This is a genomic window from Spongiibacter nanhainus, from assembly GCF_016132545.1.
Taxonomy (GTDB): Bacteria; Pseudomonadota; Gammaproteobacteria; order Pseudomonadales; family Spongiibacteraceae; genus Spongiibacter; species Spongiibacter nanhainus.
This window is the reverse complement of the sequence record NZ_CP066167.1, coordinates 3,887,256-3,912,920: the sequence shown is the minus strand read 5'-3', so window position 1 is coordinate 3,912,920 and position 25,665 is coordinate 3,887,256. Positions and strand designations below refer to the sequence as shown.

25 protein-coding genes are annotated in these 25,665 nt (G+C 59.2%); 10 read left to right on the top strand and 15 right to left on the bottom strand.

Annotated elements, in window-relative coordinates; genetic code table 11:
- Positions 1 to 9: 9 nt before the first annotated feature.
- The gene (locus I6N98_RS17695; protein ID WP_198569644.1) at positions 10 to 726 is read right to left on the bottom strand and encodes a YebC/PmpR family DNA-binding transcriptional regulator; all 717 of its coding nucleotides are present in this window, start codon (positions 724 to 726) and stop codon (positions 10 to 12) included.
- A gap of 100 nt (positions 727 to 826) precedes the next feature.
- Complete coding sequence (gene oxyR, locus I6N98_RS17690; RefSeq protein WP_198569643.1) at positions 827 to 1,735, bottom strand: DNA-binding transcriptional regulator OxyR; 909 nt, start codon at positions 1,733 to 1,735, stop codon at positions 827 to 829.
- 129 nt (positions 1,736 to 1,864) lie between these two features.
- Between oxyR and ahpC the strand changes: the two genes are divergently transcribed.
- A complete protein-coding gene (gene ahpC, locus I6N98_RS17685) occupies positions 1,865 to 2,434 on the top strand; it encodes an alkyl hydroperoxide reductase subunit C (RefSeq protein ID WP_198569642.1) in 570 nt (189 codons plus the stop codon).
- 113 nt (positions 2,435 to 2,547) lie between these two features.
- Positions 2,548 to 4,131, top strand: a complete 1,584-nt coding sequence (gene ahpF, locus I6N98_RS17680; protein ID WP_198569641.1) for an alkyl hydroperoxide reductase subunit F — start codon at positions 2,548 to 2,550, stop codon at positions 4,129 to 4,131.
- A 129-nt stretch (positions 4,132 to 4,260) separates the two neighbouring features.
- Here ahpF and I6N98_RS17675 read toward each other — a convergent pair whose 3' ends face one another.
- The 6 genes from I6N98_RS17675 to I6N98_RS17650 all read right to left on the bottom strand — a co-directional run bounded on the left by I6N98_RS17675 (position 4,261) and on the right by I6N98_RS17650 (position 9,698).
- On the bottom strand, positions 4,261 to 4,956 hold the full coding sequence (locus I6N98_RS17675; RefSeq protein ID WP_198569640.1) for a sulfotransferase family 2 domain-containing protein: 696 nt from the start codon (positions 4,954 to 4,956) through the stop codon (positions 4,261 to 4,263).
- 105 nt (positions 4,957 to 5,061) lie between these two features.
- A complete protein-coding gene (locus I6N98_RS17670) occupies positions 5,062 to 5,487 on the bottom strand; it encodes a hypothetical protein (protein ID WP_198569639.1) in 426 nt (141 codons plus the stop codon).
- 38 nt (positions 5,488 to 5,525) lie between these two features.
- Entirely contained in the window at positions 5,526 to 6,641 is a 1,116-nt protein-coding gene (locus I6N98_RS17665; RefSeq protein WP_198569638.1) for a succinylglutamate desuccinylase/aspartoacylase family protein, read from the bottom strand.
- Between the two features lie 58 nt (positions 6,642 to 6,699).
- Positions 6,700 to 7,605, bottom strand: a complete 906-nt coding sequence (gene rimK, locus I6N98_RS17660) for a 30S ribosomal protein S6--L-glutamate ligase (protein WP_198569637.1) — start codon at positions 7,603 to 7,605, stop codon at positions 6,700 to 6,702.
- A 48-nt stretch (positions 7,606 to 7,653) separates the two neighbouring features.
- A complete protein-coding gene (locus I6N98_RS17655) occupies positions 7,654 to 8,115 on the bottom strand; it encodes an ATP-dependent zinc protease family protein (protein ID WP_232787399.1) in 462 nt (153 codons plus the stop codon).
- A 131-nt stretch (positions 8,116 to 8,246) separates the two neighbouring features.
- On the bottom strand, positions 8,247 to 9,698 hold the full coding sequence (locus tag I6N98_RS17650; protein WP_198569636.1) for a coniferyl aldehyde dehydrogenase: 1,452 nt from the start codon (positions 9,696 to 9,698) through the stop codon (positions 8,247 to 8,249).
- A 99-nt stretch (positions 9,699 to 9,797) separates the two neighbouring features.
- On the opposite strand from I6N98_RS17650, the gene I6N98_RS17645 reads away from it, so the two are divergent.
- On the top strand, positions 9,798 to 10,496 hold the full coding sequence (locus I6N98_RS17645) for an SIMPL domain-containing protein (protein WP_198569635.1): 699 nt from the start codon (positions 9,798 to 9,800) through the stop codon (positions 10,494 to 10,496).
- 206 nt (positions 10,497 to 10,702) lie between these two features.
- Here the strand turns inward: I6N98_RS17645 and I6N98_RS17640 are convergent, their stop codons facing one another.
- A complete protein-coding gene (locus tag I6N98_RS17640; protein WP_198569634.1) occupies positions 10,703 to 11,524 on the bottom strand; it encodes a DUF2889 domain-containing protein in 822 nt (273 codons plus the stop codon).
- Positions 11,525 to 11,670: 146 nt separating this feature from the next.
- Here I6N98_RS17640 and I6N98_RS17635 point away from each other — a divergent pair, with 146 nt between their 5' ends.
- The 3 genes from I6N98_RS17635 to I6N98_RS17625 all read left to right on the top strand — a co-directional run bounded on the left by I6N98_RS17635 (position 11,671) and on the right by I6N98_RS17625 (position 15,254).
- The gene (locus I6N98_RS17635; RefSeq protein ID WP_198569633.1) at positions 11,671 to 12,516 is read left to right on the top strand and encodes a DUF4126 family protein; all 846 of its coding nucleotides are present in this window, start codon (positions 11,671 to 11,673) and stop codon (positions 12,514 to 12,516) included.
- A 55-nt stretch (positions 12,517 to 12,571) separates the two neighbouring features.
- On the top strand, positions 12,572 to 13,513 hold the full coding sequence (locus tag I6N98_RS17630; protein ID WP_198569632.1) for an OmpA family protein: 942 nt from the start codon (positions 12,572 to 12,574) through the stop codon (positions 13,511 to 13,513).
- Between the two features lie 91 nt (positions 13,514 to 13,604).
- Positions 13,605 to 15,254 carry a ShlB/FhaC/HecB family hemolysin secretion/activation protein gene (locus I6N98_RS17625; protein WP_198569631.1) on the top strand — a complete coding sequence of 550 codons (1,650 nt, stop codon included), beginning with the start codon at positions 13,605 to 13,607 and terminating at the stop codon, positions 15,252 to 15,254.
- A 57-nt stretch (positions 15,255 to 15,311) separates the two neighbouring features.
- Here the strand turns inward: I6N98_RS17625 and I6N98_RS17620 are convergent, their stop codons facing one another.
- Entirely contained in the window at positions 15,312 to 15,818 is a 507-nt protein-coding gene (locus I6N98_RS17620; RefSeq protein ID WP_198569630.1) for a MarR family winged helix-turn-helix transcriptional regulator, read from the bottom strand.
- Between the two features lie 90 nt (positions 15,819 to 15,908).
- Between I6N98_RS17620 and I6N98_RS17615 the strand changes: the two genes are divergently transcribed.
- Positions 15,909 to 17,111: a multidrug effflux MFS transporter gene (locus I6N98_RS17615; protein ID WP_198569629.1), complete on the top strand. Its 1,203-nt coding sequence runs from the start codon at positions 15,909 to 15,911 to the stop codon at positions 17,109 to 17,111.
- Positions 17,112 to 17,183: 72 nt separating this feature from the next.
- Positions 17,184 to 17,837, top strand: a complete 654-nt coding sequence (locus tag I6N98_RS17610) for a 2OG-Fe(II) oxygenase (RefSeq protein WP_232787398.1) — start codon at positions 17,184 to 17,186, stop codon at positions 17,835 to 17,837.
- A 15-nt stretch (positions 17,838 to 17,852) separates the two neighbouring features.
- On the opposite strand, the gene I6N98_RS17605 is transcribed toward I6N98_RS17610, so the two are convergent.
- Complete coding sequence (locus I6N98_RS17605; RefSeq protein ID WP_198569627.1) at positions 17,853 to 18,482, bottom strand: class I SAM-dependent methyltransferase; 630 nt, start codon at positions 18,480 to 18,482, stop codon at positions 17,853 to 17,855.
- Between the two features lie 89 nt (positions 18,483 to 18,571).
- Complete coding sequence (locus I6N98_RS17600) at positions 18,572 to 20,473, bottom strand: ATP-binding cassette domain-containing protein (protein WP_198569626.1); 1,902 nt, start codon at positions 20,471 to 20,473, stop codon at positions 18,572 to 18,574.
- Positions 20,474 to 20,521: 48 nt separating this feature from the next.
- Between I6N98_RS17600 and I6N98_RS17595 the strand changes: the two genes are divergently transcribed.
- Complete coding sequence (locus I6N98_RS17595; RefSeq protein ID WP_198569625.1) at positions 20,522 to 21,046, top strand: TIGR02444 family protein; 525 nt, start codon at positions 20,522 to 20,524, stop codon at positions 21,044 to 21,046.
- Here the strand turns inward: I6N98_RS17595 and I6N98_RS17590 are convergent.
- On the bottom strand, positions 21,043 to 21,888 hold the full coding sequence (locus I6N98_RS17590; protein WP_198569624.1) for a hypothetical protein: 846 nt from the start codon (positions 21,886 to 21,888) through the stop codon (positions 21,043 to 21,045). The two genes, I6N98_RS17595 and I6N98_RS17590, sit on opposite strands and share 4 nt — an antisense overlap.
- Positions 21,889 to 22,099: 211 nt before the next feature.
- Here I6N98_RS17590 and I6N98_RS17585 point away from each other — a divergent pair, with 211 nt between their 5' ends.
- Entirely contained in the window at positions 22,100 to 22,837 is a 738-nt protein-coding gene (locus I6N98_RS17585; RefSeq protein ID WP_198569623.1) for a BamJ family beta-barrel-assembly machinery protein, read from the top strand.
- Between the two features lie 77 nt (positions 22,838 to 22,914).
- Here I6N98_RS17585 and I6N98_RS17580 read toward each other — a convergent pair whose 3' ends face one another.
- Positions 22,915 to 23,868 (bottom strand): TIGR01777 family oxidoreductase, encoded by a 954-nt coding sequence (locus tag I6N98_RS17580; RefSeq protein WP_198569622.1) that lies wholly within the window; start codon positions 23,866 to 23,868, stop codon positions 22,915 to 22,917.
- A 43-nt stretch (positions 23,869 to 23,911) separates the two neighbouring features.
- Complete coding sequence (locus I6N98_RS17575) at positions 23,912 to 25,351, bottom strand: SDR family NAD(P)-dependent oxidoreductase (protein WP_198569621.1); 1,440 nt, start codon at positions 25,349 to 25,351, stop codon at positions 23,912 to 23,914.
- Between the last annotated feature and the right edge of the window lie 314 nt (positions 25,352 to 25,665).

Genomic DNA, 25,665 nt, shown 5'->3' with positions numbered 1-25,665 from the left:
AGCCCCCGATCAGTCAACCACGTTGTGGTAAACGTTCTGTACGTCGTCCAGGTCGTTGAGCATGTCGAGGAATTTCTCAAACTGCTCCGAATCCTCGCCGCCAATCTGGGTGGTGGTTTGGGGGATAAACTGGATTTCCTCGACGTCGAAGTCGATGTCGCCAAAGTGATCAACCAGGGCCTGCTTGGCCTTAAAGAAGTCGGTGTGGGGGGCAAAGACTGAAATCTTACCGTCCTCACATTCGATATCGCTAACGTCCACCTCGGCCATCATCAGCGCCTCCAGGGCGCCTTCCTCGTCGTCCCCAGCAAAGACCAAAATGGCCGAGTGATCGAACATGTGGCTGACGCTGCCCTGGGTGCCAATCTTCGACTTGGTCTTGGTAAAGCACAGCCGGACATCGCCAAAGGTGCGGTTGGGGTTGTCGGTCAGACAGTCGACAATCACCATGCAGTTACCGGGGCCGAAGCCCTCGTAGCGGGCGGGGGAGAAGTCCTCGCCGCCACCGCCCTTGGCCTTTTCCAGCGCCTTGTCGATAACGTGTGCCGGCACTTGGTCTTTCTTGGCCCGGTCCATCAGGCCGCGAAGGGCCAGATTGCCGGCCGGATCGACGCCGCCGGCCTTGGCGCAGACGTAAATCTCGCGGCCGTATTTACTGTAGATCTTAGTTTTGGTGGCGGCGGTTTTTGCCATCGCCACTTTGCGGTTTTGGTAGGCTCGGCCCATCAGGCAGCTCCAGCTGAGTGTGCAAAGGGGCGAATTTTAGCGGCAAGCCCGCCCGGAGGGAATCGGCGGCGTCATTTATTGGCGGGATAGCGTGTGTTGCTTATTGGTCGTCGCCGTCTTGAATGGCGCCCATGGAGCGGCGGATGGTCGCCACGACCGCGCGAACGCACTCCATGCGGGAGTAATTGGGGCGCACCAGTAGGCAGATCTCCCGGGTGGGTGGCGGCGCGGCAAAGTGGGTATAGGTCACGCTGCTGTTGTCGGCGTCCCGCACCGACAGCTCGGGCATCAGGGTAATACCCAATCCGCTGCCTACCATGTAGCGCAGGGTTTCCAGACTGGTAGCCTGAAAACGATTGTCTTCCCTGGCGCCGGCAGAAAAGCAGTAGTCCAGAGTCTCATCCCGGAGACAGTGGCCATCCTCAAGAGTCAGTACTAACTCATTATCCAGGTCGCCCAGGGTCAGGTTGGTTTTGCCAGCCAATGGGTGTGTCTCCGGGCTCGCCAGCACCAGGGCCTCGTCAAACAGGTGGTAGCGCTCTACCCCCTCCATATCGTCCAGCCAGGACAACACCAGCACATCCAGCTTGCCGGCATCCAGCTGTTGCATCAGTACCTGGGTCTGATTTTCGTGCAGGTAAAAATCGATGTTGGGCAGGGTGGCGGAGAGGTCGGACATGATGTGGGGAAGCAGGTAGGGCGCCACGGTAGGAATCAGGCCGACGTGGAGGTCCCCGGCTAAGGGGTCGGACAGCGCCTTGGCGGTCTCCTCAAAATCCTCTGCGGCGCGCAGCACCGAGCGGGCCCGCACAATCAGGGCCTCGCCAGCGGCGGTGAGCATGACCTTTTTGCGGTGGCGTTCGATCAGGGTCAAACCCAGTTGGTCTTCCAGCTTCATGATCTGGCCGCTGAGAGTGGGCTGGCTGACAAAGCACGCTTCGGCGGCGCGGCCAAAGTGCTGATGTCGGGCCACGGCATCCAGGTATTGCAGGTCCCGGATTTTTATCATAGGTGATTCCTATTTTATTGATAAAAACGATCGATTAGAGGATTGGGCTGCGATTTCCTAGGATACAAGGGTGTTCAGGAGAAGCCTATCGCTTCTAAACGTTTTCAATGTGATCAACAGGAGAGTTACATGTTTCCGACAATTATCAACACCACTGTACAGCCTTTCAAAGCCACTGCCTTTCACAATGGAGACTTCAGAGACGTCAGTGATGCCGACCTCAAAGGCAAATGGTCTGTGGTGATGTTCTACCCCGCCGACTTCACCTTTGTCTGCCCCACCGAGCTGGGCGATTTGGCGGATCATTACGCACAGCTTCAAGAGATGGGCGTGGAGGTGTACTCCGTTTCCACTGATACTCATTTTACCCACAAAGCGTGGCATGACAGCTCTGAAACCATCAACAAGATCCAGTTCCCGATGATCGGCGACCCCACTGGCACCATTGCCCGCAACTTCGGCGTGATGATTGAGGAAGATGGCCTGGCACTGCGCGGCACCTTTGTCATCAATCCCGAGGGCGAGATTAAAGTTGCCGAACTGCACGACTTGGGCATTGGTCGCTCTGCCAAAGAGCTGGTTCGTAAAGTCCAAGCGGCCCAGTACGTGGCCGAGCATGACGGTGAGGTCTGCCCCGCCGCTTGGCAGCCCGGTGAAGAGACGCTTTCTCCCTCGCTGGATCTGGTCGGCAAAATTTAACCCTGGGCACGAGGGCATAGTCGACCCATTACATGGCTAGCGACCCTGACCTGGCCCCATTCGCTGGGGCCCTTTTTCCCCTTTAACAAACTCGCGAGTTTGCCGGAGTTATTATGTTAGACGCAAATATGAAGAAACAGCTGGAAGGCTACCTGCAAAATCTGAAGACGCCTGTGGAGCTGCTGGCGTATTTGGGTGAGGATGATAAGTCCCGCGAGCTTGCCACGCTGATGGATGAACTGGCGGCACTGTCGCCATTGGTCAGCGTTGCCGAGGGTGAGGACGATAGCGCTCGTCGGCCCAGTATGGGCGTGCGTTCTTCTGCCAAGGGCACTGAGCTGCGCTTTGCGGGCATCCCCTTGGGCCACGAGTTCACTTCTCTGGTCTTGGCATTGCTGCATAGCGGTGGTCATCCCATCAAGTTGGATGAGGACGTGATCCAGCAAGTGGCTGCTCTGGAGGGCGACTTCCACTTTGAGACCTTCATCTCTTTGAGCTGCCAGAACTGCCCCGACGTGGTCCAGGCTTTAAATATGATGGCGGCCATCAACCCCAATATTCACCACGAGATGGTGGACGGCGCGCTGTTCCAGGACGATGTGGACGCCCGCAATGTCATGGCGGTGCCGTCGGTGTTCCTGAATGGAGAGTCCTTCTCTCAGGGCCGCATCAGTCTGACTGACATTCTCAAGAAAGTGGACACCAATGCCGAGGCTCGTAGCCTCAAGGCGCTGGAAGAAAAGCCGGTCTTTGATGTGCTGGTAGTGGGTGGCGGCCCTGCCGGCGCTGCCAGTGCAATCTATGCCGCACGCAAAGGTATTTCTACCGGAGTGCTGGCAGAGCGTTTTGGCGGACAGTTAATGGATACCGTGGGTATCGAGAATTTTATCTCGGTTAAAGAGACCGAGGGGCCCAAGCTGGCCGCCAATCTTGAGGCCCACGTCCAGGATTACGACGTGGATGTTATGAGCGGTTTCCGCGCCAGTGAATTGAAAACCCTGGAAGACGGCAGCATTGAAGTGAGCGTTGAAGGCGGCGCCAGTGTGCGCAGCCGCTCGGTGATTCTTGCCACCGGCGCTCGCTGGCGGGAGATGAATGTTCCGGGCGAACAGGAGTATCGTGGCAAGGGCGTGGCCTACTGTCCCCATTGCGACGGCCCCTTGTTTAAAGGTAAATCGGTGGCGGTGATTGGCGGCGGTAACTCCGGTATCGAGGCGGCTATCGACCTGGCAGGGATCACCCAGCATGTCACCGTGCTGGAATTTGACAGCCAGCTCCGCGCCGATGAGGTGCTGCAGCGCAAGGCGCGTTCCATGGGCAACATCGACATAATCACCGACGCTCAAACTACCGAGGTGAATGGTGATGGCCAGCGGGTCAGCGGATTGACCTACACCGACCGCAATTCCGGTGAGTCAAAATCGATAGCGGTTGCCGGTATCTTTGTGCAGATCGGTCTGGTGCCCAACACCGAATTCCTCAAAGGAGGTGAAGTCGCGCTCAGTCCTCGGGGAGAAATCGAAATCGACGCCCGGGGCGAGACGTCGCTGCCCGGTGTGTTTGCCGCCGGGGATGTGACCACCGTGCCCTACAACCAGATTGTGATTGCCATGGGCAGTGGTGCCACAGCGTCTCTCAGTGCCTTCGATTATTTGATTCGCCAGTCGGTTGAAGAGGATCAAAGTCAGGCGGCTTAGGTCTCCTAACTTACGACGCCTAATTTAGGGCGCCTACTTCATTCCACTTTTTACATACCACCCAAGGTCTACCCTCGTTTGCCCCGGCATTAAGCCGGGGCTTTTTTATTGTGGAACATACTCGAAGCGTTATTGATCGCGCCAGGGGTAGTCCAGAGCACTGATTTCCCGAGCGCACACCTTTTCAATAATCTGCCGTGACTCGGCATCCAAGACCTTGCTGTAGTGATCGCGATTCTTGCGGTGGCCTGCCTTGGTTTTTTCCAGGGTGATATCGCCCGGTAGGCCAAGTTTCTCCTGTACCAAGGCCAGATCGTTATTCAGGTTTTCGTAGCGACCGATAAAGTCTACGCACACTTCATCGCCGATGGCGTAAACATCCCAGTTACAGATTCGTCGCTCTGGTACGGTACTGAGAAACTCGGCGATTGGCGGGCGTGGGTCGAGTTTTTTGGTGCGCCAGTAATAACTGCTTATGGCTTTGTCGAAGGGATCGCGCTCAAAACTGAATTTAAAGTAGCTATCCCAGACCTTGGGGTCCAATACGCTTTTGACGTAGGCCGCGGTGGAGTGATTGGTGAGCTGTTTGTGTTTGCCTTTAAACAGGCGGCGCATCCAATCCCCGGCGCTGTAGTGCCGGGTATCCACTTGATAGTTTTGTGGTCCGGGGTAACCCAATGCCTGGCGTTTTTCCTCGTCGATGGGGGTGATGGGAGTGATGATGTCATCGGGGCCACAGAACTGGGATAGAGCGATTTCTATACTGGTGCCCGCTGTTTTGCGGGTTTTCAGGAAAATAAATTTATATTGGTGGTTTACGATCATGGTCTTGGTTGCGGGAGTTGGCCAGGGCCACGGAAGTATAGAGTTCCTGGCGACGGGTTGTTAGTCTCGGACGCTATTTTCTTATCTGAGCGAAGACGAGCCGAGTCAGAGAAAGTTCAGGTAGTAAGACAGCGCACTGCTGCGCTGTCGGTAGCGCCAGCCCCCTATCGCGCTGTGTTCGAAAAGCCAGTATTCCTGCACTGAATTTTGCTCGGGCAGAGCGTAGTGCACCTTCACCACGGCCCGCGTCACGCTGCCGGTGGAGAGCAAGGGTTTACTAACGGCGGTGCTGTAGACGTCGATGTTGGCGGGGTTAGCCAGCTCGGTCAGAGTGGCGATGTCGTGCTTGTTTTCTTGAAGGGCTTGGCCCAAGTTGTTTCCCATGTCATTGGCTAATTCCGCACGGATGGCGGCGGTCAGCTTGTCGTCATTCACCTCGCCGATGGTGGCAAGGCGGACGGCGAACAAGATCAACACCAGCACCGCGATAACGATTGAATTGCGTCCATTGAGCTGAAAGGTCTTTTCCATCTTCCCTGTTCCTTGTGAGTACTTTTTGGGGCGAGGCCCTAGCTGGCTATCGGCGGGTCCTCGCCATTGGGTGCAGCGGGGTAGGACTCCGGCTCAAAGGCTTCCCGGAAAGCATTGTAGTGCTTGAGGGCGTCTTCGATATCGGCTTTGTATTTGGCGATATGGAACAGCGCATCGCCCTCGTAGATCAAGGGCAGATAGGTGCGTCCAATCACGATGCCCTCATCGTGGGCTTTGATCTCTACATCGTCGCCGCTGTCACCAATCGGGTCGGAGATAATCGCCAACACGTCGCCCTTCTGGACAAAGGCGCCCAGAGGTACCAGTGCCCGCAATACGCCGCTGACGGTGGCGCGAACCCAGTAGCTCTGGTCGGTGACCATGGGCTTGCGTTTGGGTTTTTTGCTGCGGGACGGCGGCAACATGCCGATCTGCCGCATCACATTGATGATGCCGGCGACCCCAGCGCGTATTGCCACCTCATCAAAACGCAGCGCTTCGCCGGCCTCGTACAATAGGACGGGGATATTCTCATCGCTGGCAACTTCCCGCAGCGAGCCGTCTCGGGTTTTGGCGTGCAGCATGACCGGTGCACCAAAGGCCTCGGCCATGGCCCGGGTGCGCTCGTCCTGCAGGTCGGCGCGAATTTGCGGTAGGTTGCCCCGGTGGCGGGCGCCGGTATGCAGGTCGATGCCGTAGTCACAGTGAGCGACGACGTCATTAAAGAAGGTATAAGCAATGCGCCCGGCCAATGAGCTTTTGGGGGAGCCGGGAAAAGACCGATTGAGATCGCGCCCGTCCGGCAGGTAGCGCATATTGTTGAGAAAGCCGTGGACATTGACGATGGGGATTGCCAGCAGCGTACCCCGCAGTGAGCGCAGCGCCCGGTGCTCCAACAGCCGGCGGACGATCTCTACCCCGTTGATCTCATCACCGTGAATGGCGGCGCTGACAAACAGGGTGGGGCCGTCGCGACGGCCTCGTATTGCTTTGATACTGATATCCAGCTCAGTGTGGGTATAGAGCTTGGCCACCGGGATTTCAAGTTGCAGGCGGTCGCCGGGTTTTATGTCAGCTCCGGCGATAACGACTTTCTTGGCCGGTGTGCGTCGGGTTGTGCGGGCCTTCTTGGCGGCGGGCGCCTTTTTTTCCACCTCGGATCTCCGGGCTAAAATTATTCGCGCAGTTTACAACGATTTGAGCTTGTTGCGGTCACCCTTTGCCACGGGTTTTGTTTTTGTGGGGGGCGGCATTTTCCTCGACAAATTTGACGATGGCGCCAGCCACATTTTTGCGGCTGGCGTTTTCTATGCCTTCCAGCCCCGGCGACGAATTAACCTCCATCACCATAGGGCCGCGGGACGAGCGCAGAATGTCCACACCGGCGACGTTAAGCCCCATGATTTGCGCGGCCTTGACCGCGGTGGCGCGCTCGGCCGGGGTAAGCTTGGTCAGCTCCGCGGTGCCGCCCCGGTGCAGGTTGGAGCGGAACTCGCCGCTGGCAGCATTGCGTTGCATAGCGGCCACCACCTTGCGGCCAATCACCAGGCAGCGCACATCGGAGCCGCCGGCTTCCTTGATAAATTCCTGTACCAGAAAGTCAGCCTTCAGTTCACGGAAGGCGTCGATAACCGACTCTGCGGCCTTGGCAGTCTCCGCCAGTACCACGCCACGCCCTTGAGTACCAGCCAGCAGTTTGACCACCAGCGGTGCGCCGCCCACCAGCTTGATCAGCTCCTTGGTGTTGTGAACTTCGTGGGCAAAGCTGGTTACCGGCATGCCGATTTTTTTGCGGGACAGCAGCTGCAGGGCTCGCAACTTGTCCCGGGAGCGGCCCAGGGCCACCGATTCGGTCAGGCTGTAGGTGCCCATCATTTCAAACTGACGGATAACGGCCAAGCCGTAGGTGGTGATGGAGGCACCGATGCGGGGGATGACGGCATCAAAGCCCTCCAGTTTTTCGCCTTTGTACCACACGGCGGGCTCTTCGGAGCTCAGCTCCATGTAGCACTTCAAAGTATCCAGCACCTGGACTTCGTGACCTTGCTCTTTGCAGGCCTCGACCAGGCGGCGGGTGGAGTAGAGGCGGCTGTTACGGGACAAAATGGCGATTTTCATAGCGAAACTCGATAGGTCCTAGTTTTATAAAAGGAAGGTTTATAGAAGCTATTCGGTGGTCTGGGGTTGGTGGCTGACACAGTAGGAGAGCTTGGGGTCGACCAAGTAGCGCCCGTTCATGGCAGTACGGCCAATCAACATGCGAAACAGCATATTGCCGCGGTCGGCCAGGGTGACTTCGGCCGTGAACTGCTCGCCACCCAAATTGAAGGTGGTGTCGATTACGTAGCGTTGGGTGCGGTGTCCGCCGGAGTCGGTCACTTGTCGGGAGTCCTTGACGGGCGCTCGGCACTGGACGACTTCGCTGTCATCGTGCTGTAAAGGGTGCACTTTGAAGTTGACCCACTGTTGGCCGTCTTGTTCCTCGGGCTGAATGTCGAAGGCATGTATAGAAGAACTGCGGGCGCCGGTGTCGACTTTGGCCTTGATGTTATACAGCCCCAGGTCGGGCAGGTCGATAAATTCCCGCCATCCCAGAGTGCGGGTTTCCGAAAGTGCGTTGTCGGACACAAAGCCTCCTAAGTGGCAGTAGTCTGTGGAGCCTAGCACAGCTGGGGGGATTCGCTACATAGCGCCAAATGAAAAAACGGCCGCGCACATCAGCTGTGCGCGGCCGTTCTCAGGCGAAAACTGCGGTGGGTTTATTTGCGGATCATGGTTTTGAGGGTTTTGTCGCACTTGTCGCCATAGGGAGGGATCATGCCGCCCAGGCGCTGAAAGTTGATTTTGCTCTGGGTGTAAACGGCACGGGGGTGGCTGAAGGTCTTGAAGCCGTCCAGACCGTGGTAGTTGCCCATGCCGCTGGGGCCGATGCCGCCAAAGGGCAGGTCTTCGCAACTGACGTGGAAGATAACGTCGTTAATGGTTACGGCACCCGATGTGCTGTTGTCCAGCACATAGCGCTGCTCGGACTTGCTATTGCCAAAGTAGTACAGCGCCAAGGGGTGAGGACGGGCGCGGACGTAGTCCAGGCAATCCTGCAGTTTCTCGTAGCTGCGCACCACGATCACCGGGCCAAACAATTCTTCTTTGGACACCAGCAGCTCGTCGCCGGGGTTGATCACCAGTGTGAGGGGTATCTTGTGGGCGCCTTGCTGCTGGCTGAAATCCTCGTTGGCGGGATTGAATTCGCGGATATCGGCGCCGTTCTGGCGGGCATCCCCCAGGTAAGCTTGCAGACGCTGGAAGTGACGAGCATTCACCACCGAGGTGTAGTCGGGATTGTCCAGAATAGAGGCGAAGAGCTTGCCCAGATAGTCCATGCAGCGGGTATTGAAGTCTTCGAGCTTGTCCTTGGGCACAAAAATGTAATCCGGCGACAGGCACACTTGACCCTGATTGAGGATCTTGCCATTGATGATGCGCTCCACGGCCTCCTGCAGGTCGTAGTCGTCGGCGATAATGACCGGCGACTTGCCTCCTAGCTCCAGGGTCACCGGCGTCAGGTTATCGGCGGCGGCATGGAGAATATGGCGGCCAATCGAGGTGGCGCCGGTAAAGATAATGTGGTCAAAGGGCGCGGCGGAGAAGCTGGCGCCGACATCGGGGCCGCCGTTGATGGCGACCAGTTCTTCGTCGTCAAAATACTTCTTAACCAAGGTCTCGATCAGTTCACCGGTTTTGGGGGTGATTTCCGAGCACTTGATCATCGCCCGGTTGCCGGCGGCAAAGACACCACCGAGGGGGGCAAAAATAGTATTTACCGGGAAGTTCCAGGTGCCGATGATGCCCACCACGCCTTTGGGGTGGTATTCCACCCGGGCCTTGGCGCCCAGCAGGTTCATGGGGAAGGGTGCGGAGCGGCGCTCACTCTTCATCCACGACTTGAGGTGTTTCTTGCTGTGTTTAAGGCACTCCAGGGTGGCGTAGATGTCAGACATTAACGATTGGTGATGGCTGCGGTGGCCAAAATCCTCGGCCAGGCTGGCGACCAGCTGCTCGCGATTGTCAAACACCAGGTCGATAATACGTTGGATGCGGTCCTGGCGAACCTGGGCACTGACAGCACCCTCGCGCTGAAAAGCGGCGCGTTGCTTTTGCAGGATCGTGTGAATGTGGTTGGCTGCGCCGGTATCGGGAATTTGGCTGTTCATGGGACTGTGCTCCAATTATGTCGCGGCCAAGCTGGCCTGGCGGGAAATGGCCAGACACAACCGCTCATGGATTAATGTGAATAAGGATGGACTACGGAAATGAAAATTCAAAAACTTGCCGTTATTTTGCTGCTTCTTGGCGCGCCGGTCTTTGCCGTGGGCGCCAATTTGCCCGACGCGCCACATATTGTGGTCAGTGCCCGGGGTGAGGTGGACGCGGTGCCGGATATGGCGCAGCTGCGACTGCAGATTAGCGAGACCGCCAAAACCTCGGCGCCGGCCAAGCAGTCGGTGGATCGCCGTGTGCAGGCAGTGCTGGATGTGGCCGCCAAGCTGGGCTTGGCTGAGGAGGACATTACCGCGTCGCAGATTCGGGTGTTTCCGGATTACCAGTGGCGCGACGGCGAGCGCACCTTGTTGGGGCAGCGGGTGGAGCGCCGGGTCGATTTGACGCTGCGGGACCTGTCCCGCTACGGCCAATTGGTCGACGGTTTGCTGGCGGCGGGGATCGACGAGCTGGGCAATGTTGAGTTCGATCTGTCTCGCCGCGATGCCCTGCTGGATCGGGCTACTGAGCGGGCCATCGCCGAGGCCAAGCGGCAGGCGGAGCTGCTGGCTGGGGGTTTCGGCGGCCGCGTCAAAGGCGTCTACCACGTTCAAAAAATGGGCGTCAGTGCGCCGCGCCCGGAGCGGGTGATGATGGCGATGGATGCCAAGGCCGGTGCCGCAGAGATGCCGGTGAGTTTTGGTACCGAGACCCTGTCGGTCAACCTCAACGCGGTGTTCCTGCTCAAATAGCGGTGACGGGCTTGTCTCTTTGCTAAGAGTAAGCCCCGATCGACAGGCATAAAAAAAGCACCCAGAGTGTGGGTGCCAAGCGGGGGTGCTACTATGGAGACGTTTGGTCAACGCTATGTTGACTGACCATGGTTGTAGATTACCCCCGCCCGCCGTTCGGCAACATTCGTAGTTACCCTTATCTACGTAGCGCGTGTCGTAGTGCTTCATGTCGCACCGTCAGTTGCGGCGCCGCGGGCGTCGACGAACTGCAGCAACTGCTCCGGTGTATCGCTGAAATCCCGTACCGAACCCGCCGTCCTCCGCGCCCGCTCGATCTGAGGTGAACTGTAGGTGTAGCAGGCTCCCAGCATATAATCTCGCTCGTCGTTGGCGGATTTGCCCACCAGTGCCGACAGGTCGAAGCGCCGGGCGCTGCCCACAAAATAGCCTTTTTGCAGGGCGAAGGCGGCTTCGCTTTGCTCGCCGTCGAAGGTCTCCGAAGCCCAGGCGGTAAAACCTTTGTACAGCCCCCGCCCCGCCAGGGCTTGGGGTTCGACAATCTGCCAATCCAGGGTCAGCCAGCGGTGGATCAGGCGGTCGTCGATGTAGACTTCGGCCGGCGCGGGCTGTTGGTCGGGTTGATCTTCAATAACGATGTCGATACGTCGGCGGCGCTTGGCGGTGGCGCTAGTGGACACCCGGGCGGCATGGCACAGCGCCAGCACGGTAAGATCAAACAGGTGAGTGCAGTGCTCGTTGGGCTGGGTTTGGGCAATAATGGCACTGGCGTCGTCGACCAGGGGGAGCCCAGCAAGGGCCTTCAGCGGTTCAACCGCGCCCGGGCAAGTGGTGAACGGGATGCGCAGAGCCTCGCCGGTGACCCGGGTGACCTGCTTACCGTCGTGGTGGAGGCGGCAGCGAAAGCCGTGATTGGTATCCTCCAGCTCGCCGTCTACCCAGCCGTCACCGGCCACCAGCTCGATGCGGCGGCGGTATCGCCCCGGGCCGTAGTCGGGGTTGAGGCGGTAGTCAGGGTCTTGAGACATCGGAATTCTCCACAATCGTGGTGAAATACTACGGGTTTGGTGGTCCAATCCATTGACCGATGCGGTCGAAGTCCTTGACGCTTTCGGTCACCGATTGAGCAATAATGCCGCGATTTCGGCACGTGTATCCCAGGAGGGCGCCAGCCTTGGAAGAATATCAGCAGTTGATCAGCATAATCTCGGTGACGATGGGCGTCGCCTGGGCCAGTGGTATCAACCTCTACGCCGCCATTTTGGTATTGGGCCTGGGCGGTTCCATGGGGGGTATCGATCTGCCGGAGAGCCTGGAAATTGTTCAGGACCCAGCGGTGATCATGGCGGCGGTGCTGATGTACGGCGTGGAGTTTTTTGCCGATAAAGTCCCCGGTGTGGATACCGGCTGGGATACCCTGCACACCTTTATTCGCATTCCTGCCGGGGCCCTGCTGGCGGCCAGTAGTGTTGGCGATGTCAGCCCGGCGCTGCAATTGGCCGCGGGTATCGTGGGGGGCTCGGTAACCTCGGTGACTCACGCTGCCAAGGCCAGTAGTCGGGTGATGATCAATACCTCGCCGGAGCCGGTCACCAATTGGCTTGCCTCCATCAGTGAAGATGTGGCGGTGATTGGTGGTCTGTGGGTCGCTCTCAACCACCCGTTGATTTTCCTTGCCATCTTTACCGTATTTATCCTGCTGGTGATCTGGCTGCTGCCCAAACTGTGGCGGGGGGTGTCGCGGATTTTTCGCAAATTGGGCAGCTGGTTGGGGCTGGTGGAGGTTGAGCAGCAGGAAATCTGCCCCCTTCCCGAGCAAAGCCCTGGCGAGAAGTTGGTTGACGAACTGCAGCGCCTGTCCGAGCTGCATGCCAGCGGCCGCCTGAGCGATGAGGAATATGTGGCTGCCAAAGAGGCGGTGATCAGGGGGTCGTCTTCCACCGCAAGTAGCACCTCAAGTCGCGGTGCAGCAAAGGGTGACCGGGGCACACCGCCGCCGGCAAATGAGCCGTCGCCATAGCGCTGCGAACTCGCTACCATAATGGGCTTTATTGACCAGTAAATGAGGGCAGATAGTGGGACAGGCCAGGATGGTGGGCTTTCTGCGAACGAGTCGGGTATGTCGCAAGGGGGTGAAGGTCGCTACCCTGTCGCTGGCGCTGATATCTGCCTCGGTAATCAGCAGCCCGGCATCTGCCCAATTGCTGCGCTTATTGGCACCGCTGCCGATCCTGGCGCGCTTATCGCCTATAACTGAATTGGTGGGGATCGAGATCGTCGCCGCCGATGCGGTGGCGGCAGAGTCCTTCTCCGGGCCCGTTATGCTGGGTCCGGCGGATGATCTGGGTATGTCGGCGGGAGACGAGGCATCGCTGACGGCGATGGACGAGCCTCCTCGCCGCACCAGAGCAGCGGCGTCATCCCAGCAGTTGGTGGCGGCGCCAGATGGTTTGTTGGCCCAGGGCGGTGATCAAATGGGACTCTACCCCCTGCAAACTGTGCAACCCGATTTCCCCGATGTGCGCCCCCAAAATGTGACCGACTGCCGGGATGAGGATGGCGACGGCGTGTGTGATCGGGACGATCAGTGCCGGCGCACACCGCCCGGTCAGCCGGTAATGGCCAATGGCTGCTATTTGAGTGCCGGTGACAGCTCGCGACCAGGCCCACCGTCGGCGGCGCCTGTTGCACGGCTGGAGGCGTCTGCATACTTTGCTGCCGGCAGTGCCGAATTGGATGCCGCCGGCAAGAAGACGATTCAGCTTGTTGCCCAGTCCCTGTCCGTGCAAGCGGGGCAGGTAATGCTGATTGGCTACGCTGACGCCACCGGGGAAGGTGAGGCCAATCGGCAACTGTCCCTGCGCCGGGCGCAAGCGGTGCGCTCTGTGCTGTTGGCCGCAGGGCTGCCAGAGCGGCGCATTGCCACGGTGCAGGGCCGTGGTGTCGCCGACCCCGGTGCCGGCCCTTCCTTGCGGGGGCGTCGGGTTGAGGTGTGGCTGAGGCGCCCCGGAAACTAGACCAACTCGCCGTTGCCACTGATATGAATATATCCATCTATTTTTTCATCCACTTTTTATCCACCCATGATTTATCTGCAAGGAGCTCTGAATGGCCATAGACTTGCCGCCAGTGATGCCGCCCCAGTTGGCCAGTAGCGCGCAAATTGCCGAGGCAGAGCAGGGGACGTCATCGTCCAAAGTGGAGGTCACCGTCGGTGGCATCCGCCTCCAGGTGATTGGCAATCGCTATCTGTCGGATGCGGATTTACGGGAGTTACTGCTGGCGGAGGCCACTCCCTCAGCGGCGATCACGGCCCTTGCCCGCCGCTACTACAACACCGGGCATTTTCTTGTCGGGCTGCACTACTTTCGCCGCGGCGACACGGTGGTGGTGATGGTGTCTCAGCACACCCTGAAAGGGGTACGGGGCGACCCGGCGGTACGCCGGCATTTTCGCAGTCTGGTGGGGGACCCGGATCTGACGCTGGCGGAATACGATCGTGCCCGGGTGCTGGCAGACATGCAGGCTCAGCGTATGGGTGTCAGTTATCGGGTCAGCTACGAGGTCCACTACGACAAGCAGGTCATCCTGGACTTTATCGCCGAGCCGGTTGCCGACCACCAGCCCAGTAGTGGCGCCATTGAGGTCAACAACCAGGGCAGCCGCTATCTGGGGCGCTACTTTGGTCTGGCGGGCCTCAGCCACGAGTTTGGCGATGGCAGTAAATTAAATCTGGGCTACCAGACCGCCTTTGTGGATCTTGGCGGTGCCGAAGACGGGGAGTCCTACCATCAGCTTGATGCCAGGGTGGATCGACCCTTCCACTTTGGTCTTTTTGGTCTGGATATCAATCATGTTCGCTATGAACGCGAGCCGGTGGTCGCAGAGGAAAATCCAACGGCCGGTGGGTGCGTGCTGTTTTTCTGCCAGCCCGGGACGGTTTTTGTACCTGTGCCCTTAGAGGCCGAGATTACCCGCCTTGGCGTGGACGGTGAGCAGCTGCTGTCCAGTACGCCCCGGCGGCGTATCAGCGTGTTTGAAGGCATTGACTACGTGGATTCGGAGATCGTTGGCGACACCGAAGCGAGTCGATCCGAGGTTTTGCTTGAAGAGCGCTACGCGGTGGCTTCAGTGGGGGCAAAATATGCGGCCCGCGGTCGCCTGGGGCAGCGCCCGGATTTTCTCACCGCGCAACTGGCGCTGAAGGTGGGCGTCGGCGGTAACGACGGCACCCTCCGCGACCGGGGTAGCAGTGAGGTAAGCATCACCAATCGCAGCGCCGATTTTGTGCTGTTGCAACCGCGCCTGGCCTACAAGTTCGATCTAACGCCGGCCTGGACCACCACGTTTAATCTTCACGGCCAGCTCAGTAACGATGTGCAGCTGCCCCAGCAGCAACAGTTTGTGCTGGGCGGTTTGGGCAGCCTCAGCGCCTATCTGCCGGGAGCTTTGGTTGGCGATCAAGGGGTGTTTCTCCATATCGGTGTGCAGCGCCGCTGGCAGTTTGAAACGTTGAGCCTCACGCCCTCAGTGTTTGTCGAGTACGGCGCGGCCCGCTACAACGATACCGACGACGATCTGGGTGACAGCCAGACCCTTAGCGACGCCGGTGTCCGTGTCACTGTGATTCCCGCTGGCGAGAGCGGCCTGGAGAGTGAACTGGTGGTGGCCCGGGGATTGAGTGAGGATGTGGCTGACCCGGCCCGGCTGGATGCTTTTGAAGCGGACTTCTTCTGGCGGGTGCGCTGGTCCTTTTGATGGCGCCCGCTGGCTCAGGCTGGCTTTCACCCTGGGCCTATCTCTTCGTGGGGTCGGTCAGTCGCCGGCCGCCGGGGCGGTATCCAGCATCTTCTTCAGCAGCGCGTCCAGCGTTGCTTCCTCATCGGCGCTGAGCCTGGATAAGCGCTGGGCATGCAGATCAGACACCTGTTTGATGACGGTTTCCGCCAGGGTTTGCCCTTTGGCGGTCAATTGCACCAATTTACTTCTGCCGTCGCTGGGGTTGGCGGGGCGTTCGATCAGACCGGCTTGTTCAAGCCGGTTGAGTACTTTGGTCAGACCGCCGGAGCTGATCAATAACGCCCGGCACAGCTCCGTGGGGGTAACCCGAAAAGGCCGCTGCTGACGGCGCAGTGCCAGCAAAACGTCAAAATCCGGCCCCTGCAGGTTGTGCTCTGAATTCATGATGCGGCTTTGATTCAGAAATTCATCGGCGGCGCGGAGTATACGCAGCACCGCCGGCCGAGAGCTGTTGTAGGCTTCCGGCCAGTTTTGTCGCTGTTGTTCCCGCAGTTGGTCGATGCTGATTCGCTTGTCGTCCACAGTGTATACCCTTGCTCGATGCGACAATATTATCTTGCTAGAAAGATACTTTCCAGTTATTATCTTTCCAGAAAGATAAATGGATACTTTATGACCCACTCTGTCCCCTTAAAAATGGCCCTGCTGCTGGCATCGGTATTTGCCTTGTCACCGCTAGCCGTGGACATGTACCTGCCAGTAATACCGGTGATCGCCGGAGATTTTTCGGCGCCGGTGCAGGATGTGGCCATCACCGTCAGCTTGTACATCCTGGGGATCAGCCTGGGCCAGTTTGTCGGTGGGCCAGTGAGTGACTATTGGGGCCGGCGTCCGGTGCTGTTTGTCGGTTTGGCGGTGTTTGGTCTGGCCAGCCTGGTGCTGGCGACAGCGCAAAGCCTGGAGGTGTTCTGGGTGGCGCGCCTGGTACAAGCGGTGGGCGGCGGCTTTGCCGCCGTGGTGGTGCCGGCATTAATCCGCGATACCACTGAGGGGCAGGCGGCGGCCAAGTTATTTGCCTTGATCGCCCTGATTACCATCTTTGCCCCCGCTATTGCGCCGGCTTTGGGCACTGCGGTATTTCATCTCAGCGGCTGGCGGATGGTGTTCTTCGCCCTTGCCGCCTATGCCGGTGTGGTCTTGATGTTGACCTGGCGGGGTGTAGAGAGCCGCCCCTCCACTGCGGCGCCGGCAGGTGGCGAGTCACTGTTACATCGCTATCGCTATGTGCTTAGCCATGGCACGGCAATGCGGTATGTGCTCACTCAAGGCCTGACCTTTAGTGTGATGATGACCTTTCTGGTCAACTCCTCGCTGGTGTATATCGAAGGCTACGGCGTGAGCGAGACGACGTTCTCCGCGCTGTTTGCTGCCAATATCATCACCATGGCTATGGGCAATCGTATTAACAATCACTTGTTGAACCGACTGTCCTCGGCGCAGATTCTCTACGGTGCTATCGCTATACAGCTTGCGGCGTGTCTATTGCTGGTGATGATCACCGGATTTCAGCCGCCCTTGTGGGTGGTGGTGCCGGTCATCATGTTGAGTATTGGCGCCCTGGGTGGAGTGATGGGCAATACCCAGGCTTGCTGCCTGCAATTTTTTCCCCACCATGCGGGGGTGGCATCGGCTCTGATGGGCAGTGCCCAATTTTTGATTGGCGCCATTGTCAGCGGTATATCGGCCCAATTTCACAGTGAGGCGTTCTGGCCGATGAGTGTAACCATGCTGGTGGCCTCGGCGTTGGCCTTTACAGCGGTCCCCAGCCCCTCCCGTTTTGCCCGCCAAGTGGCCCTGGAAGGCGGCGCTCAATAAGGCAACACAAAAGACGTGACACCGGGGTAAAAGTCGGTCTTAATTGCGGCCTTCATGTACGAGGGCCTGCCGGTGTCCGCTGAAATTGCTGCCTCCTCCGTTGAGCTTCCGCTGTTCGATGTTATTGCCGATGGGCTGACCGGTCGAGGCTTTGTGGTATTGCCGCTGGCTTTGCCCCCCGCGCTTTCGGAGGCCTTGCTGCTGCGCGTCACTTCACTGGGTGATGAGGCCTTTCGCCGCGCTGGCGTTGGTCGGGAGCGGGACTTTCAGCTCAATCGCTTTGTGCGCAGCGATGAGATTCGCTGGCTGGGCAGCGCTGACCCCGCCGAGGCACAATACTTGGCGTGGATGGAGCAGTTGCGGCAGGCCATCAATCGCCGCCTGTTTATGGGCTTGTTTGACTACGAGGCCCACTTTGCCCGCTACCTGCCCGGTGCCTTTTACAAAAAGCATATCGATGCGTTCAAGGGGCGCAGCAACCGGGTGTTGTCGACGGTATTTTATTTGAATGGTGGTTGGCAGGAGGCCGATGGTGGGCAGTTGCTGATATACGGCGATGACGATTCGGTGGTGAGCAAAGTTACCCCACTGATGGGAACACTGGTGGTCTTCCTCAGTGACAGCGTGCCCCACGAGGTGCTGGCTGCCCAGCGCACCCGCTACAGTATTGCCGGCTGGTTTCGGGTTAACGGCAGCATCAATGCTCAGATCGACCCGCCGAGATAATGTTTCAGCGCAAACTTACCGTTTGCGCAGCACCCCCAACGAATTGACCCGTTCCACTTCTTCATAGAGTCCCGACGCCAGCGCCAAGCGGTAGATGGCAATGGGCGCTTGGCCGCCCAGCTCGGGTTCGGGATAGAGGTCGTGAATGGCCAGAATACCGCCCCGCATCACCCGGTCAGACCAGCAGCGGTAGTCGCTCAGCGCCGCATCCAGGCTGTGACCGCCGTCGATAAAACACATTGCCAGTGGCGTTTGCCAGTGACGGGCGCAGACGGTGGACGGCGCCACCAGCGGTACCACCCAGTCGCTAAGGCCGCTGCGGCGCACGTTGCGGCGAAATTCGGCGAAGCTGTCGAAGTGCTGGTCGTTGGCGTTAAACAAATCCGGGTCGTGAAACATTTCGCCGGGTTGGTGTTCCTCAGACCCGACGTGATGGTCCACCGCATAGACCACGCTGTTGTGCGCTTTACAAGCCAGCGCCAGGTATAGCGTGGATTTGCCGCAGTAGCTGCCCACTTCCAGAACGGCTCCCATTGGGGCGCTGGCCAGGCCGTGACGGTACAGGGCCTCGGCCTCGTCGTCGGCGAGAAAGCCTTTTACCTCGGCCATCTCAACTTGACCGATATGGGTGGGAAGTGTGCTCATAGTATTCTCTGGGTAGGCTGTTTAACGACAGCGAACCTTAGCCCCCCTGGGTCGGAGCGGCAAGCGCCAATTGGCCTATGCCGCAGCGCTTAGTCGGCGGTGGACAGGGCTTCCAGTTCCTCCTGCAGGGCCAGCCAGCGCTCCTCGGTGTTGTCGTTCTGCTCCCGCAGCTGACCCTGTTCGGTCAACAGCTCGGTCAACTTGGCTTTGTTGTCGTCATCGTAAATGCTGGCATCCAGCAGGGCGGCTTCGATGGCTGCCAGGCGCTTGGCGCAGCGCTCCATCTCGGTTTCCAGGCGTTTGACTTCCTTGGTCAGCGGCGCCAGCTCGGCGCGCCGGGCAGCGGCCTGTTGCCGGGCCAGCTTTTTGTCGACGCTGCCGCTGCGACTGGTGGGTGCTGCGGTGTCGTTCTGGCTTGGGGGCGCCTCGCCGCTGTTGCGCTTAAGCAACCACTGGCGGTAGTCATCGAGACTGCCGTCGAAGGGACTGGCGTGGCCGGCGTCCACTAACAGCAGGTCGTCCACGGTGTTGCGCAGCAGGTGGCGGTCGTGGGAGATCACCACCAGGGCCCCGTCAAACTCCTGCAGCGCCTGGGTCAGGGCCTGGCACATATCCAGGTCCAGGTGGTTGGTGGGCTCGTCCAGCAGCAGCACGTTGGGTCGCTGCCAGACAATCAATGCCAGGGCCAGGCGGGCTTTCTCGCCGCCGGAAAAAGCCAGGCAGTCGCCGTCTGCCATCTCGCCGCGAAAATTGAAACCGCCCAAAAAGTTGCGTATCTCCTGCTCCCGGGCGTCCGGGCGGGCGCGCTGCAATTGCAGCAGTGGGCTGGCGCTGAGGTCCAGAGATTCCAGTTGGTGTTGGTGAAAATAACCCAGCCGCCAGTGCTCCCCTTCCTGGCGCTGTCCGGCCAGTACCGGCAGGGTGCCGGCCAGGGTTTTCATCAGCGTTGATTTGCCGGCGCCATTGGCGCCCAGCAAACCCAGGCGGGTGGTGGGGTGAATGCTGAGATTGACCTGGTGCAGCAGCGGTGTGTCGTAGCCCAGCTCCGCTTGGCTCAAGGTGAGCAGCGGGTCGGACATGGCGCCCGGCTCGTAGAATTTAAAACGAAAGGGCGAGTCGATGTGGGCGGGGGCAATGTCGGCCATGCGCTCCAGGGCTTTAAGGCGGCTCTGGGCCTGCTTGGCTTTGGTGGCCTTGGCCCGAAAGCGGCGCACAAAGTCCTCCATGTGGGCCCGCACCGCCTGTTGTTTCTCGTAAGCCTGTTGCTGCTGGGCGAGTCGCTCGGCGCGCTGTTGCTCAAAGGCGCTGTAGTTGCCCCGGTAGCGGGTCAGGGTGTGATGCTCCAGGTGGGCGACGTGGTCGCAGCAGGCATCGATAAAATCCCGGTCGTGGGAGATCAGGATCAAGGTACCGGGGTAGCGGGCCAACCAGCCCTCCAGCCACAGGCAGGCGTCCATATCCAGGTGGTTGGTGGGCTCGTCCAATAGCAGCAGGTCCGAGGGGCACATCAGTGCCTGGGCTAGATTGAGGCGAATGCGCCAGCCGCCGGAGAAGTCGCTCACCGGCTTGTCGATCTCGTCCTGGCTGAAACCCAGCCCCTGCAGCAGGCGCTCGGCGTCGCTGCGAATTTGGTAGGCGCGCAGGGTGTCCAGCTCGCCGTGGAGTTCGGCCAGGCGGTGGTCGTCGTCGCACTCTGCTATAGCGGCTTCGACCTCGCGAAAGCGCCGGTGGCCATCGATAACATAGTCCACGGCCGGGCGGTCGCTGGCGGTGACTTCCTGGCGCATCTGGGCGATCTGCCAGGTCGGCGGCAGAGACAACTCGCCGCCGTCAAAGCCCAGTTCGCCAGCCAACAGCGCAAACAAGCTAGACTTGCCACTGCCGTTGGCGCCCACCAGGGCAACCCGTTCACCGGGATTGATTCGCAGGGAGGCCTGCTCTAGCAGGGCTTTGCCGCCCCGTTGTAAGCTGAGGTTTTGTATTTCAATCATGATTCGACACAGAAAAAGGCTGCGGCATTATGCGCCGGGGAGCATGCGGTGACCAGTCACTCCACAGCGGGGGCGGAAAATGCCGTGGCAGCGGCGGAGGACTTGTGGCACTACGCCGTTACAGTGTATCAGCGTCCGGGCCTGAAGGATGCCCTGCTGGCATTGCAGGACCACTACGATATCGACGTGGTGGTGTTACTGTGCTGCGCCTATTTGGCTGAGAAGCAGTGCCGGCTGACATCCGCATCGATCAGCGAACTTATCCAGACAACCCGGGCAATTCGCGGTGACTTCGTGCTGCCCATCCGTCAGTTGCGGCGCCACTGCGCCGAGTCGGGGGGGAGTGAGGGGCTGTATAGCGCCCTTAAAGCCGCTGAGCTGCAGGCCGAGCGGGCGCAGATGGGTGCTTTGGCGGGGCGGTTTTGGCCGTGGTTGGCTCAGAGGGATAAGGGCGCCTCTGTGGCGGCCAATATCTGGGTGTATTGGGGCTTTGCTGCCGGCGCTGCCGACGAGCCCCTACTCAGCGAGGTGGCGGCGATCCTGCAAGGCAGCCCGCCCCAGGTGCCCAGTTAGAAATCGTCGAACAGGCTGATCAAGCGGTCTTCCATTTTGTCGGGGTGACTGGGGATGTCGCTCATTCTCCGTGGACGCTGGCGCTTGGGCACTTTGGGGATTGGCTGTTTGGTGACAGCGGCGGCCTCTTTGATTTGTTCTTTCAGCTTGGCCGACTCTTCTTTGGCCTTTGCCGCGGATTTGCTTGATTTGGCCGCCGTGGGCTCCGGTGCTTTTTTCGCCTCGCTTGCTGCGGCCTTCTCCTTGGGCTTTTGAGCCTGGGGGGCTGGTTTGGCTGTACTCTCTTTTTGGACAGCTGCTTTTTTGGCAGGTGCCTTCTTCACAGCTGCTTGCTCGGCCGGCGCTTGGGCAGCGGCTTTTTTAGCGGCTTGAGTTGGGGCTTTTGCCTCGGTAGTGGGTTTTTTTGCCGCAGCCTTTTTGGGCGGTGTTTTCGTGCTTTGGCTGGATTTCAGCTCTTTTTCGGCGGATTTCTCCGCTTTTCGTACGGTTTTCTCCCGCCTGATATCCAGTTTGAGCTCGATGAGTTGGCTTCTCAATTGGGCCAACTCGCTCTGCTCACTGTCATGGGCAGTCTGGGCCCGCTCCAGGCTGGCCTCGGCGCGCTTAAGCAAGCTCGGTTTGGCGTCTTTTTGGTCGGCTACGCGCTGCTTGGCCTCTGCCAGCTTTTGGCGCGCCTTCTCCACCTTTTCAGACTGCTTTTCTATTGATTTTTCAAGGGCTTGCTGTTGGGTTTCAAGGGCGTGAAGCTGCTTGTCACGGAGCGTATCCAGCTGGGACTGGAGGTGCTGTAGCTCCGCGATAGGGTCGGTTTTGTTTGTGGCTTTCTTTTTATGCGCTGACATAGAGCTCAAGCCTAGTATTCGGAGTCTGATGGCTTTCCCTGCCTATTCTTTCAGCAGTATGTCTCCGCATTATACAAATTTGCCACTTATTATCTATTGATTACGTGATGTTGGGGTGGGGCTGGCGGAACGCTTGTGGCAGACTATGGTCTGAGTTTTCACAACCGCCTCGGCGGCATAAGTAAATTTTCCCATAAAACAAGGTAGTTACATGAAAAAATCGTTATTGAGTACGGTGTTACTCAGCGGCCTGCTGGTGGCCTGTGGTGGTGACAAATCCCCCGCCGAGCCCAAGTTGGACAGTGAAATTGCCAAAGTCAGCTATGGTATCGGTGCCAATATCGGTTCTCGCTTTGGTGACGATCTGCCCCTGGATGTCGACGCCTTCAGTGCCGGCGTGCGGGATGCGCTGGAAGGTAACGAGCTGAAGATGTCTGAAGAGGACATCATGGCTACTCTGCAGTCCTACCAGCAGAAACAGCTGGCGGCGCGACAGGAAGAAGCCGAGGCTGAAGGACAGAAGAATTTGGAAGAGGCCAAGGCCTTTTTCGCCGAAAATGCTGAGAAAGAAGGCGTACAAACCACCGAAAGTGGCTTGCAGTACATCGTTGTGGAAGCCGGCGACGGTGACAAGCCCGGCGCTGACGACACCGTGGAAGTTCACTACAAAGGCACCTTGCTGGACGGCACCGAGTTCGACAGCTCTTACAAACGTGGTGAGACTGTATCCTTCCCGGTCAGCGGTGTGATTCCCGGTTGGACTGAGGCGCTGCAGCTGATGTCGGAAGGCGCCAAGTGGAAGCTGTTTATTCCCTCAGACTTGGCCTACGGTGCCGGTGGTGCTGGGCAGATGATTGGCCCTAACGCGGCACTGGTCTTCGAAGTCGAGTTGATTGACGTGGTTGATCAGGACGACGATGACAGCGACGCGGAAGACTCCGCCAGCTAATTCCGATTCCCGTCTTGCGCAAAGCCCTGATGTCACCATCGGGGCTTTTTTTTGCGTGCTTGTTTTGTGATCTTGGTTTATGCCGAGTTTGCCCTGCTAGCATTATTCAGCGCCGCCTGAAGCGCCTGCGGTACGGTGGGGTAATGGAAGCGAAAGCCACTCTCCAAAAGGGCTTTGGGTAGCACGCGCTGCGAGGCGTACAGCACCTCGGCCATTTCGCCGAACACGAGCTTGGCCGCTGCTCTGGGCAGGCGGAAAAACGCGGGGCGATTCAAGCTGCGGGCCAGCGCCCGGGTAAAGTCCCGATTGCGAATCGGCTCGGGGCAGACCAGGTTGAAGGTGCCTGACAGTGCTTCGCAGTCCAATAAAAACAGCAGTGCCGCCACGGCGTCGTCGCGGTGTATGTAGGCCTGCCAGTGTTGGCCATTGCCAAACTGGCTGCCCAGCCCCAGTGAGAAGGGCAGGCGCATTTTTGCCAGAGCGCCGCCATCGCCCAGCACCACGCCAAAGCGCGTGATGAGTCGCCGGCGGCCCTCAAACTCGGGTATCGCGGCCTCCCAGCGTTGACAGAGGTCGGCGGCAAAGTCGCGCCCCTGCGGCGCGTTTTCTGCCAGGGCGGTTTCGCCAGCGTCGCCGTAGTAGCCGATGGCAGAGGCACTGATCACGGTATCCACAGCGGACCAATGCTGAGCGATGGCCTCGCTGATCCGCTTGCTGGTGTCCAGCCGGCTGGCTAGCAGGTCCCGCTTGCGGCGGGCGGTCCAGCGTCCCGCCGCAATATTTTCGCCAGCCAGGTTAATCACCGCGGTGGGATCGAGGGCGGGAAGTTGCTGGTAGTCGGCCACCACGCAGTGCTCGGGCAGAGCGCGGCCCAGTGAGCCCAGCAGTGCCTGTGCCGTGCCAGTCGGGCTCCTCCCCAGGGCGTATACACCGTCTCCCCGCTCCAGCAGGGCCTTACACAGGGCCTGGCCGATAAAGCCGCTGGCGCCGGTAATGGCAATGCGCTGTGTGCAGTTGGCAATGGCGGTCATAGCGTTACCTGGTTGCTGTTTGAGGGGCTGATGAACTCGCTTGTCACGCCACTTTGGCCTGACTGCCCACCGCATGCAAGCCGCTGTGCAAGTGAGGTCGCAGAGTGCTGTCGAGCCATCGTTGCAAAACGGCAGCGTCGTGTTTGCTGACGGCCGTGGCGGGGATCACCGTATGGGGATGGGGGCGACGGTCAAACCACAGGTAGTCACCGGGCGGGTAGTGGAGATTGGGGGTGGAGGCCAGCCACACGGCGGTATCGGCCCCCATTCGGCTGTCTCGCAAGAAGGGCCGCATTAATTTGGCAAAGATCGGCAGAGAGCGGCTGACCCCGGGGGTATCGGCCCAGCCGGGGTGCATGCAGAAATAGCTGGCGTCGCTGCCGGCGGCCAACTGCCGGCTGGCTACCAGCAGAGCCCGCTTGGCTCTGGCATAAGCTCGGCTGCCATTGTAGTGCCCGCGCTGAAACTCCATGTCATCAACGTCGATGCCCTGCAGGTAGAGCCCGCCTGAGACGACGTTTATGACCCGGCTGTGGCGATGCAAGAGCGGTTCGAGTTTGGTGCACAGCAATACCGGGGTGAGCAAATTGACTGCCAGTGCCCGTTCGTGACCTTCGCTGGTCTCTTCTCTGCGGTCAAAAAGCGCCCCGGCATTGTTGATCAATACGTCGATGCGGGGGTAGTGCTCGATAATGTGGTCTGCCGCCGCCGCAGTGTCGGCCAGCGAACTGAGGTCACTGTGGATGACATCGATGCCCGCTGGATTGATGCCGGCAAAATCGGCGATGTCCTGACGGCATTGGTCGAGACGGTCCTGATCCCGCCCCATCAAAATCAAGTCGGCACCCAGCCGCGCCAGTTCCTTGCTGGCCGCCAAGCCGAGGCCGCTGGTCGGCCCGGTTAGCAGCACTTTGCGCCCGTCCATGCGGTGGCTGAGGGCCTTGTTGCTGAGCTTTCGATAACCTCTGGCGCCAAAGTCGGGCAGAGCTGGCAGTATCAGCTGATCGGCGAGCCGATCCCGCCAGTGTGGGCGCTGCCTGGCCGGCTTGGGCTCTAGGGCTCGGCGCAGTCCACTGATCGCCTTTTTGCCCAGCCGGTTCAGGAAAGGCCGGGCCAATAGGCTCGCCTCGCTGGGCAGCCAATCGAGGTGGAGTTCCGCACGATAGAGAATCTCTGTGGTGGAGTCGCTAACAGCGGTAAAGGTCAGGGTATCCAGCGCCGAAAAACCACGGCCTTCGCCTTGCAGTTGAATTTTCTGATTGGGGGTGGCACTGAGTTGCCGGTAGGCCATTGGCAATATGCGGCCTGCGGCGCGGATGTCGACCTGGTATTCGGTACCATCGCGGACCGGGCCAGGTGTCACTTTTTGAGATCGGTGAACACCGGGGTCCCACTGTTCAATCGTGGAAAAGTCCTCGAGGTAGCGGTAGCAGTCCTCGATGGGACGATTTACGGTGATAGTTTCTTCCAAAACCTGCTTCATTGCGGCGGGCGTCCAGGCAAATTAACGATAACTCTGATACGACCGCGCCAGTGGGGATGGATCAACACCTGGCCGTGTGCCACGGATTGGTGATTGGCGCCCACGCGACTATCCGGGCTGCGCGCTTGGCGCCCGTTGCCGACCAGTCGTTGTTATTATTGGGAGGTGCGGGAAGAGGGTGGGATTAGCCGATTTCGGGGATGTACATGGCCAAGATTAACATAAAGCCAATTAACAGCGCCAAATGGTTGTTAAGTGTTTCTCTAAACATTTTCAGCTCCTTTACATTTCAGTGGCGTTCCAATCGCCAGTGG